This is a genomic window from Microcoleus sp. PH2017_08_TRC_O_A (assembly GCF_020738665.1).
GTDB lineage: Bacteria > Cyanobacteriota > Cyanobacteriia > Cyanobacteriales > Microcoleaceae > Microcoleus.
The window spans coordinates 44,174-58,735 of record NZ_JAEQCE010000026.1; the positions used below are offsets into that span (position 1 = coordinate 44,174).

The 14,562-nt window shown below is 46.8% G+C and carries 16 protein-coding genes and 1 pseudogene; 9 read left to right on the top strand and 8 right to left on the bottom strand.

All coding sequences use genetic code 11. The annotated features are described in order from the left end of the window. From hemF to JGK22_RS11155, 3 genes and pseudogenes are all read left to right on the top strand, one after another. Positions 1-1,044 carry an oxygen-dependent coproporphyrinogen oxidase gene (gene hemF, locus JGK22_RS11150; protein ID WP_293185344.1) on the top strand — a complete coding sequence of 348 codons (1,044 nt, stop codon included), beginning with the start codon at positions 1-3 and terminating at the stop codon, positions 1,042-1,044. Positions 1,045-1,390: 346 nt separating this feature from the next. After that, positions 1,391-1,522 (top strand): annotated as a pseudogene (locus JGK22_RS33255) (zinc ribbon domain-containing protein); the annotation flags it as partial. Between the two features lie 111 nt (positions 1,523-1,633). After that, positions 1,634-1,996, top strand: coding sequence for an STAS domain-containing protein (locus JGK22_RS11155; RefSeq protein ID WP_106149243.1), 363 nt, complete (start codon positions 1,634-1,636; stop codon positions 1,994-1,996). Between the two features lie 191 nt (positions 1,997-2,187). On the opposite strand, the gene JGK22_RS11160 is transcribed toward JGK22_RS11155, so the two are convergent. Next, positions 2,188-2,838, bottom strand: coding sequence for a chromophore lyase CpcT/CpeT (locus tag JGK22_RS11160; protein WP_293185345.1), 651 nt, complete (start codon positions 2,836-2,838; stop codon positions 2,188-2,190). Continuing rightward, the gene (locus JGK22_RS11165) at positions 2,822-3,157 is read right to left on the bottom strand and encodes a hypothetical protein (RefSeq protein WP_293185347.1); all 336 of its coding nucleotides are present in this window, start codon (positions 3,155-3,157) and stop codon (positions 2,822-2,824) included. The genes JGK22_RS11160 and JGK22_RS11165 overlap by 17 nt, the downstream gene beginning before the upstream one ends. Positions 3,158-3,180: 23 nt before the next feature. On the opposite strand from JGK22_RS11165, the gene psb29 reads away from it, so the two are divergent. After that, positions 3,181-3,894, top strand: coding sequence for a photosystem II biogenesis protein Psp29 (gene psb29, locus JGK22_RS11170; RefSeq protein WP_293185349.1), 714 nt, complete (start codon positions 3,181-3,183; stop codon positions 3,892-3,894). Between the two features lie 13 nt (positions 3,895-3,907). On the opposite strand, the gene JGK22_RS11175 is transcribed toward psb29, so the two are convergent. The 3 genes from JGK22_RS11175 to JGK22_RS11185 form a co-directional block, all read right to left on the bottom strand. Continuing rightward, positions 3,908-4,066, bottom strand: coding sequence for a hypothetical protein (locus JGK22_RS11175; protein ID WP_293196268.1), 159 nt, complete (start codon positions 4,064-4,066; stop codon positions 3,908-3,910). A 156-nt stretch (positions 4,067-4,222) separates the two neighbouring features. Further along, positions 4,223-4,765, bottom strand: coding sequence for a late competence development ComFB family protein (locus JGK22_RS11180; RefSeq protein ID WP_293185350.1), 543 nt, complete (start codon positions 4,763-4,765; stop codon positions 4,223-4,225). A gap of 212 nt (positions 4,766-4,977) precedes the next feature. Beyond that, the gene (locus tag JGK22_RS11185; protein WP_293211930.1) at positions 4,978-5,919 is read right to left on the bottom strand and encodes a M23 family metallopeptidase; all 942 of its coding nucleotides are present in this window, start codon (positions 5,917-5,919) and stop codon (positions 4,978-4,980) included. Positions 5,920-6,154: 235 nt separating this feature from the next. Here JGK22_RS11185 and JGK22_RS11190 point away from each other — a divergent pair, with 235 nt between their 5' ends. Continuing rightward, positions 6,155-7,282, top strand: a complete 1,128-nt coding sequence (locus tag JGK22_RS11190; RefSeq protein WP_293191945.1) for a formylglycine-generating enzyme family protein — start codon at positions 6,155-6,157, stop codon at positions 7,280-7,282. Positions 7,283-7,619: 337 nt separating this feature from the next. On the opposite strand, the gene JGK22_RS11195 is transcribed toward JGK22_RS11190, so the two are convergent. Next, on the bottom strand, positions 7,620-8,711 hold the full coding sequence (locus tag JGK22_RS11195; RefSeq protein ID WP_293183659.1) for an acyltransferase: 1,092 nt from the start codon (positions 8,709-8,711) through the stop codon (positions 7,620-7,622). 119 nt (positions 8,712-8,830) lie between these two features. Between JGK22_RS11195 and JGK22_RS11200 the strand changes: the two genes are divergently transcribed. Next, positions 8,831-11,146 (top strand): cation:proton antiporter, encoded by a 2,316-nt coding sequence (locus JGK22_RS11200; RefSeq protein WP_293229851.1) that lies wholly within the window; start codon positions 8,831-8,833, stop codon positions 11,144-11,146. A 16-nt stretch (positions 11,147-11,162) separates the two neighbouring features. After that, positions 11,163-11,342: a hypothetical protein gene (locus JGK22_RS11205; protein WP_293312877.1), complete on the top strand. Its 180-nt coding sequence runs from the start codon at positions 11,163-11,165 to the stop codon at positions 11,340-11,342. 157 nt (positions 11,343-11,499) lie between these two features. Here the strand turns inward: JGK22_RS11205 and JGK22_RS11210 are convergent, their stop codons facing one another. Together JGK22_RS11210 and JGK22_RS11215 are read right to left on the bottom strand one after the other, a co-directional pair. After that, positions 11,500-11,712 (bottom strand): RNA-binding protein hfq, encoded by a 213-nt coding sequence (locus JGK22_RS11210; RefSeq protein WP_293183666.1) that lies wholly within the window; start codon positions 11,710-11,712, stop codon positions 11,500-11,502. A 59-nt stretch (positions 11,713-11,771) separates the two neighbouring features. Then, a complete protein-coding gene (locus JGK22_RS11215) occupies positions 11,772-11,918 on the bottom strand; it encodes a hypothetical protein (protein ID WP_293183669.1) in 147 nt (48 codons plus the stop codon). A 57-nt stretch (positions 11,919-11,975) separates the two neighbouring features. On the opposite strand from JGK22_RS11215, the gene dapF reads away from it, so the two are divergent. Then, the gene (dapF, locus tag JGK22_RS11220; protein ID WP_293183672.1) at positions 11,976-12,812 is read left to right on the top strand and encodes a diaminopimelate epimerase; all 837 of its coding nucleotides are present in this window, start codon (positions 11,976-11,978) and stop codon (positions 12,810-12,812) included. A gap of 497 nt (positions 12,813-13,309) precedes the next feature. Then, the gene (locus tag JGK22_RS11225; protein WP_293196276.1) at positions 13,310-14,452 is read left to right on the top strand and encodes a hypothetical protein; all 1,143 of its coding nucleotides are present in this window, start codon (positions 13,310-13,312) and stop codon (positions 14,450-14,452) included. The last annotated feature ends 110 nt before the right edge of the window (positions 14,453-14,562 follow it).

Here is a 14,562-nt window from a genome sequence, read left to right on the forward strand (position 1 = left end):
ATGACAGTTTCTACAACACTTAAAACCACGACTTCTCCGTTTTTGCCGCCCGCTGACTCTAGAGCTAGAGTCAGCCAATTTATGAAAAGCCTACAAGACGAAATTTGTCAAGCCCTCGAACAGGTCGATGGCGGCGGCAAATTTAAAGAGGACTCTTGGGAACGCTCCGAAGGCGGGGGCGGACGTTCTCGCGTTATGCGCGAAGGCAATGTGTTTGAACAAGGCGGAGTTAATTTTTCCCAAGTTTGGGGCGAAAGTTTGCCTGCTTTGATTCTGACCAAGCACCCAGAAGCTGCCGGTCACGATTTCTACGCCACTGGTACTTCGATGGTGCTGCACCCCCGCAATCCCTACTTGCCTACGGTTCACCTGAATTACCGTTATTTTGAAGCGGGCCCGATTTGGTGGTTTGGTGGTGGTGTCGATTTGACTCCTTATTACCTGTTGGATGAGGATGCAGCTCATTTTCACAAAACTCTGAAATCAGCTTGCGACAAACACCACTCGGACTATTACCAGACATTTAAACTCTGGTGCGACGAATATTTTTACCTGCCCCACCGCCAAGAAACTCGCGGTATCGGCGGCCTGTTTTTTGACTACCAAAACGCTCAAGGCCCGCTTTACCGCGACCAAAATGTCAAAGGGAAAGCTGCTGAGTACAGCAAAAATGTCGGAAACCCGGAGCCTAGAAGCTGGGAGTCGCTGTTCGCCTTCATACAGGACTGCGGCCGCGCATTTTTGCCGGCTTACACCCCAATTGTTGAAAAACATCGATCGAAAGCATACGGCGAGCGCGAGCGCGATTTCCAACTTTACCGCCGCGGCCGTTACGTTGAATTTAACTTAGTGTACGATCGGGGCACGACCTTTGGCTTACAGACCAACGGACGCACCGAATCGATTCTGATGTCCCTGCCACCTCTGGTACGCTGGGAGTATTGTTTCGAGCCAGAACCCAACTCTCCAGAAGCCGAACTCTACTCAAAGTTCTTAAAACCGCAAGATTGGGCGAATTGGATGCCTCAGCAGTCACCGACGTGAGTTAAACTACTGAGAAAGTCCTTAGCTAGCAATTAAGTAGACAGAATGGTAAACTTTTACACAAACACTCATAGTGTGCCATGTTCAAACCCTGCGCGATTTGCGAAAAAGCTTGGACTTTCAGTATCAAGTCACTACTTACTTATGCAAAAACCACGCAACTATAAGTAGAAGATTTAAATGTTGATCGGATGCCAAAAAATCACAAACTAGCGCAGGCAATAGCTGACTGTGGATTCTCTGAATTCAAGCGTCACCTAGAATATAAGGCGAAAAAGTTTGGTTGTGAAATAATCATTGCTGACCGCTGGTTTCCGCCCTTGCAAAACAATAGTCAAGCTGTGGGCATATCCAAGATATGCCACTGAAAGAAAGAACCTTCAACTGCGAAAGTTGTGGTAATTCGATGGACAGAGACTTGAAGGCAGCGATTAATTTATCACGCTTGGCTAAAGCGCGAAAGCTTACTGAGGGATAACCGCTCCCATGCTCCCTGTGAAGTAAGAAGCAAATGTCTAGACTTGTCTAGTATTTGTATAGCAGAAAGTAACCACCGCGATAAATAGTAATAAATTTGAGGGAAGGGTCAGTGATTCATATTGATCAAAAAACCCACACGCTATCTGACGGTACAACAGTTATCGTCTTAGCACCGACAGGACGGTTGGACATCACGACAGCTTGGCAATTCCGCCTCAAGTTGCAAGAGTGTATTTCCAAACTCAGCCGTCATGTCGTCGTGAATCTTGGTCAGGTAAACTTTATCGATAGTTCTGGCCTGACCTCGTTGGTAGCCGGTATGCGCGATGCGGATAAAGTTAAGGGCAGTTTCCGCATTTGCAATGTTCATCCAGAAGCCAAACTGGTGTTTGAAGTGACCATGATGGATTCTGTCTTTGAAATATTTGAAACAGAAGAAGAAGCTCTAGAGGGGGTGCCGCGCGCAAGTTAAGAAAACCGGGCGGTTGAAACCGCTTCTACACAAACAAAACCTGCCTCCGCAGGTTGAAGAAGACCGGGCGATTGAAATCGCGTCTACACAAACTTGCACGTGTCTGGTGCAGGTTAAAGACCGGGCGGTGAAAATTACGCGATCTTCTTCTTTAGTCCGCGGAGGCGGACTTTGTTTCTGTAGACGCGGTTTCAACCGCCGTCCGATCCGATCCCAAGCGTATTGGCAAATATTTCAGAAGCAAAATCCTGACGCTTGACAAATCTAAAAGGGCCCATTAAAGCTCCCCAGATAGCCTTACCTGTCGTGGGGTTTATTCCTTTGTCGTAGCTGAGAAATTCCTCGTCTGCGGCTTCAAATCCCAAGTCTACTTGGTAAGTTTGCCCATCGTAGGTAAAGCAGCAACGAGTTCCCTCCGGCAGAGATGCCCGAAATCGATAGCGGTTTGAGCCTAAATTTTGCACCGCAACCGAGAGGGTGCAGCCGGGAAGAAGTTCGACTTGCTCGCCCTTGAGTTTTGCCAGTAAGTCGGGGTTGCGACCGGCTCCTTTGACGGCTGCGATATCCTTGAACATATAATACTGAGCTTCTATAAGTTCCGGCGCTGTCTTCACGTGCCTCAGTTGCACGATGCGGGGACGGTAGGGCTTGTCTAATTCTAGAATATTGGCTTGTTCGGCAAACAGGGCAATGCTGGGTTCGTCCAAGAGAGGCACGGGCAGGGGTCTTTGCCAAAAACGCAGGTGGACGTACCACGCCGGATCTGCTAGCGCTTGTTCTCGGTTGTCAAATTCGCCCGCCATGTATTGGGCTAAAGCTCTTAATTCAGGAGAAATTGTCATGTTCGTTCGATTTTTGAGGATTGGGCTTGACAATAAAATTTGATTGTGGTAAAGGTTGCCCGAAGAGGGCCTGGCAAGTCAGAAGATGGGATTTATCAGCGATCCCAGAAGAGCTATGATTGTAAAGATACTTGGCTTTTGCCATCGTATTGCGACAGATTAATTGTTGCTGCCGATCGCCCGCAAAATCTTCCAGGGTAAAATTTTGCCTCGCAGTCTCGGCTGCACAGTTAAAAAAAACTGGCAAATTTTGCCAGGGAGATCGCCAATCGACTCTCCCGACTTTACTCATGCCGCGCTGGTCCACCTGTGGCGGCACAATTATTTATCTATAAAACTCAGGTGAACAAGAACCGTACTGTTTCAGATACTAAGCGAAGTTTCTATACGATTCACACTCGACCGATTAACTCAATTTACCGTCGAGTGGTGGAAGAGTTGATGGTAGAAATGCACTTGCTTTCGGCGAATGTAGATTTTCAATACGACCCGATTTATGCTTTGGGCGTGGTGACAGCTTTCGATCGATTCATGCTCGGGTACGCCCCAGAAGCAGACAGACTTTCGATTTTTAACGCTTTGTGCAAAGCCCTAGAAGACGATCCCGATCGCTACAAGCAAGACGCTCACAGATTGGAAAGCTTGGCCGATCGCCTTGGAGGGTCTGAGTTGCTCTCGTGGCTCGATCGCTCCACCAGCTTTGAAGATACAGGAGATTTGCAAGCGTCCTTAGGGGCGATCGCCAGCAACGCTCAATTTAAGTACAGTCGCTTATTTGCGATCGGTTTGTTCTCGCTGTTAGAAAAAGCTGACCCCGAAATGGTAAAAAACCAAGAAACTCGCAACGAGGCGATCGGCAAAATCAGTGCAGCTTTGCATTTACCTGAAGACAAAGTTAGCAAAGATTTAGATTTGTACCGCAGCAATTTGGAAAAAATGGCCCAAGCGCGAATAGTGCTTCAAGATGTCATCCAAGCTGAACGGAAAAAACGTGAAAAACGAGAAACAAAAGTTACTGCCGGCCCCTCCGCAGACTCTTCTGAGAGCAATAATTAATTGTTTGAAGTCATTAGTCATTAGTCAGAAGGAAAAGGGAATTGTTTGTTTTAGGTGGCAAACAAACAATTCCTTTAATTTTTTTTTCAATTGTGACGGATGTCTTGTGACCAAAAAGAATTGGTTTAAAGCCGGAATCCCGATCGGGAGAAATTAAAATCAGACGATTCATTACTCCAATCCCACATCCCCCTTCCTTCTGCTGTCAACTGTCAACTGTCAACTGTCAACTGTCAACTGTCAACTGTTTCTGGCTCAAAAACTAAAAATCCCGCTTTTTGAATTGAGCGGGATCGACTTAACCAAAATAGAGCTGTTGGACGTGGTACTACGGCTGCGGCTCAAAATTAACGGCGTTAGCTTGCAGCCAATTGCTGAGATTTGACAGAACTTCGGTTCCAGAAGACGGCTTACCCAAAGCTGTGGGGTTTACGGGTTCAGGTCTGACCAAGTTGCGGTCGATCGCTGCGTTGACTTCTTTGGAAATCAAATCGTGAAGCTGCTCTTTAGCCCTAGCCCTTTGAAAGTGAGCTCCCTCTTCCGTCGTAGCGTACAGAGGGGGCAGCCTATTTAAAGCATAAGCCGCAATATCTCCCACATCCAGACTCTGCTCGCTGCTCGCCGCCTCAATTTCTGCCACCCTGGCGATCGCCTCGCTAAGCACCAACTCTTCCATCACATTGATGAACTGTTTGCGTGGCAGAACCACCACTTCTCCGGTCAACAAAGCTCCCATCAGGCGATCGAGAGCCATGTACTCTTCGATCGACAATTCAGAAGCCGTATTGCAGATTCGTCCCACCTCAGCTTCCATAGACGGCGTTAAATAGCCGTCTTGCAAAGCCTGTTCAACAATTTTTTCAATACTCATATATGCTTCCCGCTCAACGGCATCATTAATACAGTTTTGTTTTGTAAAGACGCAATTGCTGGCGTCTTGAGATTCGAGTTTTGAGGCTTGAGTTGAGAATTTTTGTACAAATCATAACCCAATAGTGATAACCCAGAACAGTTATCTACACACCCCAGCCACAAACTTACCCCATAATTGACTTTTAAATTCGTCAAAATCGGTAAAAAGTCCTACTCAACTCCCTGAAGCCGCCAAGGTACCGGATCGACAGACTGCCCGTGCACGTAAAGTCCCCAGTGCAGGTGAGGGCCTGTCGAAGCCCCCGTTGACCCCAAAGCACCAATTACTTGACCCGCTTTCACGAAATCGCCTTCCTTGACATCAATCCGGCTGAGGTGCATCAAAATACTTGCTACCCCTTGACCGTGGTCGATACCAACTACATTACCGTGGATTTTGAACCCTTGGGATTCGCGTCCCACGAGAGACACGCGACCGGCAGCCGGTGCAACTACAGGGGAACCGTAAGGGCCCGCGTAATCGACGCCGCGGTGGTAGTAGTCCTTAGCAAATACCCCATTATAGTACCGACGCACGCCGTAAATAGTGGTAATTTCGCCGGAGTTGGGGCGCAACAATTTGCCATCCCAAAATTTTTGGGGTGTCACCAGTGCTTTAAACGCGTCCACGCGATCGAATTCGGCATCGGTACCTTCGGAGTCTTTCCCAGGTGGCAGCCAGATGGATTGAGTGGGAAAATCTCGATCGCGCACTTGCACATTCAACTTCTGCACTTGTCCGTCACCGGAGACTTGAACAACGCGCGCACCGGGTTTCTCCAGTGGTGTCGTCGGTAGCAGGGCCCGAAAGCGATTATTGCCGATCGGAAAAGCAGGGTAATTTTTCTGCTGTAAAGACACTTTTGGAGTTTCCCCGCCGTTACCGTCAACCTGAATAATTACCGACAGCGTATCACCCAGTTCGGGATTTGGCGGCGTCACCTGCACCTGCAAAGCTTGCACCGGCGATACCAGACTGAGAATGCTGGCAACAATTGGGCCAGTCAAAATCGCCCTGTTTATGTTTGCCTTCAATAGCCTACACTCCCAAATAGCACTCGCAACTATTTTGGCACTTTGTCCCCAGTTAGCTCGATTCGCAGTTGCTGTCATTACCGATATCCTTAACCTTTGTCTAGCTAATGTTACACAAAGTAGCTAAATTTAGCACGCTTTGACTCAAAAAGGTAAAGGACTATTAAGACTTACGCAAAGTACGCGAATGTAGCGTGAGTTAGCGGAGCGTAACGCACTATTTGTCTTATTTGTAGCGTTGGTAAGTTTTGAATATTTGACATAGCTATTAAGTAAATGCCACAGTGGTTAATCATACAGAGGTCAAAATGCCATGCCAAATGAGCAAAATCAACCTGGAGAATATGATGCCGTCCTTGGCGGTCAAAATTCAACTCCTGTCGATGCGGCGGTACTGGGAGGAATTACAGGCGTTAAAAGCCGCTTAGCCTCACCCGCTGTCGAAGTCAGAATCGCTGCACTATCTGAGGCGCTCCAATATGGAGAAGCTGGCTTAGACTTGCTTCTTCAAGGACTGAATGATAAATCGCTACAAGTAAAATTTGCGGTTTACAATTTGCTAAAAGATCGAGATGAATCAAAGATAAAATGGCAATTAAATAATTTTTTTTATACCTTTAATTTTGATGTCATCACGGTAGACCACTACAGCGGCAACGAAAATAGTCGTTGTGTTAAGTCGGCTCAAGTTTTTAATGAAGACTTAGGTGACAAACTTGCACTTCAGATGGTTTATATTCCTGGTGGCAAATTCGAGATGGGTGCGTCACATCTTGGAAGTGAGCAAAAGCCGTCGCATCAAGTAACGATTCAACCTGTCTTTATGGCGGAATATACAGTTAATCAAGCACAGTGGGAAAGGGTAATGAAAAGTAATCCCTCTCATTTTAAAGGAGCTAAACGACCTGTCGAACAAGTATCATGGGATGAAGCTATCGAATTTTGCGATCGGCTTACTCAAAAAACAGGCAATAGTTATCGTTTACCTTCAGAAGCAGAATGGGAATATGCTTGTCGCGCTGGAACGAACACAGACTTCTATTTTGGTTCGACAATTACAACGGATTTGGTTAATACTAGCTTTGATGTGCCTTATACGTCAAGTTTTCCTGCTTTCGAGGGTCTAGATACTGACTATGCTTTTATACATCGCAGTAATCAAACAACTAATAATGGGAAATTTTATCCGAATAGTTTTGGACTCTACGATATGCACGGAAATGTTTGGGAATGGTGCAGTGATTGCTACCACTCTAACTATAACGGGGCCCCCTCTGACGGAAGTTCCTGGGAAATAGGTGGATCGGAGAATCAACGGATGTTGCGTGGAGGCTCTTGGGATAGTGATAGCTCCAAGTGCTCTAGTTTGTATCGTTACTCTCTCTCGCGCGACAGCCGGAGGAATGACATTGGTTTTCGCGTTGTTATTGACCTTGTGTGAATGATTCCACACAATAGTACGGTGCGTCGCCTTCTAAAATATGCAAATTCCAGCGAAAATGTCACAGCGACGCACCATCCAATAGTAGGGTGCGGATTCTTCTAAAATATGCAAATTCGATCGACAATCTCACAGCGACGCACCATGGAAAATAAAGTGCGATCGAACTAATTAAACCCTGTGGTGCGTCGCTTTTAGATTTTTCGATTTTTTACCGAGATTCTGGATTGCGACGCACCCTACACCTCAAAATCCCCCCCCTGCTGACGTATTGCGGTAAATCGATCGCAAGTTAAGCTCGATCGCACCGCACATCTCACAGATCCGCACCCTACAATTAGCTGGCTTGCGCCTTCGGAAGAAACATTTTTTCAACAATATTTTTCCGCAGATAAACTGTCAATGGTTTTTCGATGAAAGAGTAGAATATGCAGCCGACAACTACAGCAAACAATGCCACCATAGCCGGAGCAAAGAAACCGTCGAAATATTTTCCTAAATTTGCCTTTTGCACAATTTTTGTAGTTGCTGATATCACCGGGCTGTGGAGCAGAAATATTGAATATGAGGCATCGCCCAGGAAAATTAAAAGATAAGGAAGTCTCGGAGAATCCTTAAGGTCGATCGAAGTTGCAGCAACGATTAATATAGCTGCCAGCACTGCAAAAGTCTTGATCCGATCGAACTCAATGTTGCCCCAAGCCACAAACAGTCCTAAAATAACATATCCTAAATTTGCTATCCCAAATAATATCCATCTGTAATTAGTAATCTTATTGTTATATTTAAGCACGATATACGCAGCCAAGCCACCCAAAACAAATTCTAGATTCATATTGCCAAATACTAGATTCAGCAAGAAAAAAGCATCGGGAAATGTTACTACTTTAGAAAAATGTAGAAATGTGACAAATAGCCAAGCCGACAGCAGAGGCACAGACTGTTTAGGTTTTAGCCAGATAGCTATGCTGAACAATACATAAAAATAAATTTCGTAAACTAAAGTCCAACCTACATCGAGAATTGGCTTGCCATATTGAGGAATCAATAGCAGCGACAGAATTATCTTGTCCAAACTTAAGTCTTGAGCATTAGCAAAACCTGGAATCAGTAGAAAGAAAAACACAACTGTCAGAGTAATTATCCAGTAGATTGGGTAAATTCGCACGCAGCGCTTGACTAAAAATGATTTTAACTGGTCTTTTTTACCGATCGCCGATCGGTGAACGTAGACCATGATAAAACCGCTCAATACAAAAAAGTAATCAACACCACTCCACCCAGCCTGAAATAAATTAAAAAAAGTAACTTGATTTAATCTTTCCGTGCTCATCTGGTTGACGTGAAACATTACCACCAATAAAGCCCCAATCCCTCGATAAACTTGCAAGAGATTAAGCTTTTTGTGAGGATTTGAACTCTTTGTCATTAGAAAATACCTTGTTCAAGAGTGGCAGTTGGGCTTGCTACTCAACTATAGTCAACGCCCCCCAACATAGTCAACACATTAAACACTATAATATAACTTTACACTTTTTTCATAAAGTTGTGCAAGAAGACTTCCGACTGATTGTTGACTTAGTTCTAGTTCTCGCTGCTGCCGCAGCAGGAGGACTCTTTGCATCGTTGTTGCGACAGCCGGTAATTCTCGGATACCTCCTGGGAGGGATCGTAGTTGGGCCGGCCGGTTTGGGGCTGATTAAAGAATTAGTTCAGGTAGACACCCTGGCAGAATTTGGTGTGGCTTTTCTGTTGTTTGCTTTGGGAGTAGAGTTTTCATTCGCCGAACTAAATCGAGTTAAAGCAATTAGTCTGGGCGGGGGGGGCTTGCAAATTGTGCTGACGATCGCCATTACTACTGCAATTTCCTTGGGTGTAGGCTGGGTAGAATCCCCTGCCCAAGGGGTGTTTTTAGGGGCAATCCTGTCGCTTTCCTCGACGGCGGTTGTACTCAAATGCTTGATGGAACGCAATGAAGGCGGTACTTCCCACGGACAAGTCATGCTGGGAATCTTGGTAGTTCAAGATTTGGCTTTGGGGCTAATGCTGGCAGTTTTGCCGGCCCTCAATCAGCCCGCAGAGGCGATCGGCATGACGGTAGTCTGGGCCCTGGTGCGGATCGGATTATTTGCTGCGGGTGCAGTAGTAGCGGGCATTTGGATCGTACCGCAGTTGCTGCGCTACCTCGCGAGAACAGAAAGCCGGGAACTGTTTTTGCTGGGAGTTGTGGTTTTGGCTTTAGGGATTGCGCTGCTGACAGAATATCTGGGTTTCTCGATCGAGATGGGCGCATTTGTGGCGGGTTTAATGATTTCGGAGGTGGAATATGCCGACCAAACTCTAACTTATGTCGAGCCTTTGCGAGATATTTTTGCATCCTTATTTTTTGTTACCATCGGAATGTTAATCGACCCGGTGTTTCTCTGGAACCATCTAGAGTTAATTTTGGGACTGGTATTTCTAGTATTTGTCGGCAAATTCTTGATTGTAACGCCGATCGTCCGATTATTTGGCTATCCCCTAAAAACAGCATTAATCGCAGGTTTGGGCTTAGCTCAAATCGGAGAATTTTCCTTTGTACTCGCTAGTTCTGGCCAAGCTATGGGACTGGTTTCGCGAAACGTTTACCTATTAATTTTAGGAACGACAGCAGTCACCTTGGTGCTGACGCCGTTTGTATTGAGAAGCGTGCCACAGTTATTCAAGTGGGCGGAAAATTTCGGGCCTTTGCAGCACTATTTTGACCAAACATCTCAACCTGTCGAAATAGCTGAAACTTTGCCGGAACAAAATCATGTTGTGGTTTGTGGCTACGGGCGAGTTGGCAGAAATTTAGTCAAAGTGCTGCAAAGCCGCAACTGTTCAATTGTGGTAATCGACGAGTCGGAAAGCAGAATTCAAGAGTGCAGAGTGTCAGGAATTCCTTACATTTACGGGAATGCTGCCAGCTTGCACGTATTGGAAGCCGCCGGGGTAGAACGCGCCAAAGCAATGGCGATTACTCTTCCCGATCCGATGAGCACTCGCTTGTGTCTGAAGCGGGCTTTAGAATTAGTCCCGGATTTGGATATTGTGGTGCGCGCCAACAAAGATAAAGATATTGAACTGCTTTACCAACTGGGGGCTTGGGAAGTTGTGCAGCCGGAGTTTGAGGCTAGTTTAGAACTGTCTGCCCACTTGCTGGCTGGGATGGGTTTGTCAGCAATGGCTATTGGGCGAGATGTGCAGCAAATTCGCAGCAGCCGCTATCTGGAATTGCGGCCGGCGCGGGAACCTTTGGCGGTTTCCCGGGATTTGAAAGTGGCGGTTCGAGATCTCAACGGCGATTGGTACAACTTACCGGAGGGCTCTCCCATTGGTGGGATGACTCTGGAAGAAACTAACTTGCGGCAGTTGACAGGGGTCAGCGTGATGGCGATCGTCCGCGAAGATGGCGAGGAAATTGATTATCCTAACGGGAAGGCTGCTTTGCTGTCGGGCGATCGACTTTTGGTAGTGGGTGAACCGGAAGAACTGATTAGTTTTGAGTTGCTGGCGAAGGGCGAAGTTGCTGTCCCCGAGGGCGACAGTTCTTGTCAGTGGTTGAGGTTACCAGCCAACAGTCCTTGGGTTGGCCAAAAACTGTCAGAGGTAGATTTGCTCACTCAGTATGGGGTGCAGGTGCGGGCGATCCGCCGGGAAGGGAAGTTTACTCGCTGGCCGGATGGAACTACTGATTTGCAAGAGGGCGATCGTTTGCTGCTGTGCGGCGGCTTCTACGAGCTCGGCTTGATGCAGCGGACGGCCTCGCCTCCGCTGCCGCAACCAGCCTTAAAGCTGCCTTTTGTCACCGCCCAAGTTAGCGAAAAGCTATTTAGCGATTAGTCATGGGGCATGGGGCATGGGGCATGGGGCATCGGGCATCGGGCATCGGGCATCGGGCATCGGGCATCGGGCATTGGTGCTGTCCGCGCGATCGAACGTTATTAGTCAGACGGAAGACGGAAGAGGAAAGACGGAAGAGGGAAGCCCTGTAGGGGATGTAACGGATGTAATATCAAATCCGGTAGCATCGGAATAATATATTTCAATTATGTAGTGCGAGCGTCTCGCTCGCGATTGGTTCGCGAGCGAGACGCTCGCACTATATAACTCCGATGCACCCGGAAACGATATAACGGATGGAAGGAAGAGCGAACAGGAAAGATTTTCCCCCTCTCCCCCTCTCCCCCTCTTCTTCACGCGTTGGGTTTGAGATAAGCAATTGCCGATCGCGAGATCAGAATTTGTGTTTCTGAGGCATCGAGGAGGCAAATGCAGCTATGATCCTGCCAAAAAATTCTGCCGGCTAACAAGTCGCCAGTCATCAGTTTGATCTCTAACTGTTCTTTGTCTTTGATGTAGCTTTGTATTAAGCGAACGCTGGGCAATCCGGTCTCAAATTCAGACATACTGGGAAATGGGTAAATTGGTTATTAGTCATTAATCATTAGTCATTAGTCATCGGTCATTAGTGCTGTCCCCGATCGCGAACAGCATTAGTCATTTTTTTGCTATCAACTGTCAACTGCTTGCGGGTTCGCGTAGACGAAGGGTCAACTGCTTTACCCGATCGCCCTTCGGCTACGCGAGCGGATAAACGCAGTCGTTGGGTCAACTATTAACTGTCAACTGTCAACTGTCAACTGTCAACTGTCAACAGAGGTTTGTTTTTATGTCGATCGAGTTTGCGAAGTATCACGGACTGGGCAATGATTTTATTCTGATTGACAACCGCCACTCCTCAGAACCAGTTTTAACACCAGAACAAGCTGTGTCCATGTGCGATCGACATTTTGGGATCGGCGCAGACGGCGTGATTTTTGCTCTTCCGGGTCAAAACGGCACTGACTATACGATGCGGATTTTTAACTCCGACGGTTCGGAACCGGAAATGTGCGGCAACGGGATTCGCTGTTTGGCTAAGTTTATCGCCGATTTGGAAGGTGAGAAGGCAAAAACTGAGTATCGCATCCACACTCTGGCGGGTGTGATTAGCCCCGAATTGCGATCGGACGGTCAGGTTAAGGTGGATATGGGACTTCCCCGGTTGCTGGCTGCGGAAATTCCGACAACTTTGGCGGCGCCAGATGCCAAAGTGATAGATGTGCCGATCGAAGTTGCTGATAAATCTTGGTCTGTTACCTGTGTCAGCATGGGAAATCCTCACTGCATTACGTTTGTAGAAGATGTTTCGGCTGTGGCTTTGGAAACTCTCGGCCCTCAATTTGAACACCACCCAGCCTTCCCGCAGCGTATAAATACCGAATTTATTCAAGTTATACGACGGGACTACGTAAAAATGCGGGTGTGGGAAAGGGGCGCAGGTGTTACTCTAGCTTGTGGGACTGGTGCTTGTGCTGCTGTGGTGGCTGGGGTGTTGGTCGGAAAGTGCGATCGGACAACTGCTGTTGAACTCCCCGGTGGCGTTTTGGAAATCGAATGGGCAGAAGTTTCTGGGCGGATTTACATGACTGGGCCAGCACAGCGAGTATTTACTGGTTGTCAGTAGTCAGTTGACTGTTGTCAGTTGACAGTTGTCAGTTGACAGTTGACAGTTGACAGTTGACAGTTGACAGTTGACAGTTGACAGTTGACAGTTGACAGTTGACAGTTGACAGTTGACAGTTGTCATTGGTCATTGCTCAAAAGGAGTTTTTTGTGGAATTAACAAACAAGAAAAATTCTTAAATTCCAAATTTTTCTTTAATTCTTTAATTATCAAGAATGCTCAATGACTAATGCCTTGCGCCTTGTGAAGTCATATCAAATCCGGTAGCATCGGAATAATATATTTGAATGATGGAGCGTGCGAGCGTCTCACTCGGGAACCAATCGTTCGCTATGGACGCTTGCACTACATAATTCCGATGCAACCGAAAACGATATCATAGGCTGAAGACTAATGACTAATGACAACTGTCAACTGTCAACTGTCAACTGTCAACTATCAACTGACTAAGCCTGAATTCTCAAATCTCAAATCTAAAATTAAGTAGGTGGATGTGCATGGCTGGAGGTATTTATCTGATTCAGGACGACGACAGGCTGGTAGAAATGATGGAACAGCCCTACGACTCGGAAGACCAGTTACAAGACTTGCTTGTAACTTATCCTAATCTGATTGCCGGAGATCAAATCGATCGCGCGACGGCGCGGAAGTGGCTGTTAATTTCACGGGAATCAGTGCCCACCGATGAGGAAACTGCCGTCCAGTGGTCGCTGGATCACTTGTTTCTCGACCAAAATGCAGTTCCTACTTTGGTGGATGTCAGGCGCACTCCTAATGCTGCACTCCGGCAAAAAGTTTTAGGTCAGTCGATCGACTATGCTGCTAATGCGTTGGTTTACTGGCCAATAGATTCAATTATTGCTCTGTTTGAAGCCAATTGTCGCGATCGGGGTCGCGATCCCGAACAGATTTTTGAAGAGTTTCTCGGTGCGGATGCTAATGAAGACCTATTTTGGCAGAAAGTTAAAACTAATTTGCAAGCCGGTAAAATTCGCTTAGTATTTGTAGCAGACGAGATTTCCGCTGAAATGCGCCGAGTTGTGGAATTTCTCAACGAACAAATGGACCCGCTTGAAGTTTTGGCCCTGGAAATTAAGCAATATGTAAGTGAAGATGGTTTGAAAACCTTGGTTCCCAGAGTTATCGGTCAGACAGCCGAAGCACAGCATAAAAAATCCAACGCAATGCGCGAAAGAAGGCGCTGGGATGAATCGTCATTTTTTGCGGAAATCAAAGCTAGACAAGGCGCGGACGAGGCGCAAATGGCAAGAGCTATCTACCTTTGGGCAAAAAGTCAAGAACCCGAAATTCAAATCCATTGGGGAACGGGGGACACCTACGGCGGTTTCGCCGCCGGGTTGCATCACAGAGGCAGAAAACCATATCAGTTATTCACTGTAGATATTGCTGGCAGAATGGAGATTTCTGCTGACAATTACGGTTCCCAACCGCCATTTAATGCAGAAAAAAATTGGCTGGAATTGAGAAATAAGCTAAGTTCGATCGGTCTTTCGCTACCTACAGAACCGGGCGAGAGAAGGTCGCCGAGTCTGGCTTTATCTACTTTGGAAGACGAATTTGCCCTCCAGCAAGTTATGGAAACGTTCAACTGGGCGATCGAGCAAATTAAAACGTTATAGTCATTGGGAATTGGGAATTGGGAATTGGGAATTGGGCATTGGGAATTGGGAATTGGGCATTTAAATTAGACATCTCCAATAATTCTTGTGGAACAAGCATCCTGCCTGTT

What these genes read in the sequence shown, in the direction of transcription:
- JGK22_RS11225 (WP_293196276.1), top strand. Translation starts at nt 13,310, where the DNA reads ATGGCTGGAGGTATTTATCTGATTCAGGACGACGACAGGCTGGTAGAA.
- JGK22_RS11175 (WP_293196268.1), bottom strand. Translation starts at nt 4,066, where the DNA reads ATGAATCGTCTGATTTTAATTTCTCCCGATCGGGATTCCGGCTTTAAA.
- JGK22_RS11160 (WP_293185345.1), bottom strand. Translation starts at nt 2,838, where the DNA reads ATGACAATTTCTCCTGAATTAAGAGCTTTAGCCCAATACATGGCGGGC.
- dapF (WP_293183672.1), top strand. Translation starts at nt 11,976, where the DNA reads ATGTCGATCGAGTTTGCGAAGTATCACGGACTGGGCAATGATTTTATT.
- JGK22_RS11190 (WP_293191945.1), top strand. Translation starts at nt 6,155, where the DNA reads ATGCCAAATGAGCAAAATCAACCTGGAGAATATGATGCCGTCCTTGGC.
- JGK22_RS11210 (WP_293183666.1), bottom strand. Translation starts at nt 11,712, where the DNA reads ATGTCTGAATTTGAGACCGGATTGCCCAGCGTTCGCTTAATACAAAGC.
- JGK22_RS11185 (WP_293211930.1), bottom strand. Translation starts at nt 5,919, where the DNA reads ATGACAGCAACTGCGAATCGAGCTAACTGGGGACAAAGTGCCAAAATA.
- JGK22_RS11195 (WP_293183659.1), bottom strand. Translation starts at nt 8,711, where the DNA reads ATGACAAAGAGTTCAAATCCTCACAAAAAGCTTAATCTCTTGCAAGTT.
- hemF (WP_293185344.1), top strand. Translation starts at nt 1, where the DNA reads ATGACAGTTTCTACAACACTTAAAACCACGACTTCTCCGTTTTTGCCG.
- JGK22_RS11205 (WP_293312877.1), top strand. Translation starts at nt 11,163, where the DNA reads ATGGGGCATGGGGCATCGGGCATCGGGCATCGGGCATCGGGCATCGGG.
- JGK22_RS11180 (WP_293185350.1), bottom strand. Translation starts at nt 4,765, where the DNA reads ATGAGTATTGAAAAAATTGTTGAACAGGCTTTGCAAGACGGCTATTTA.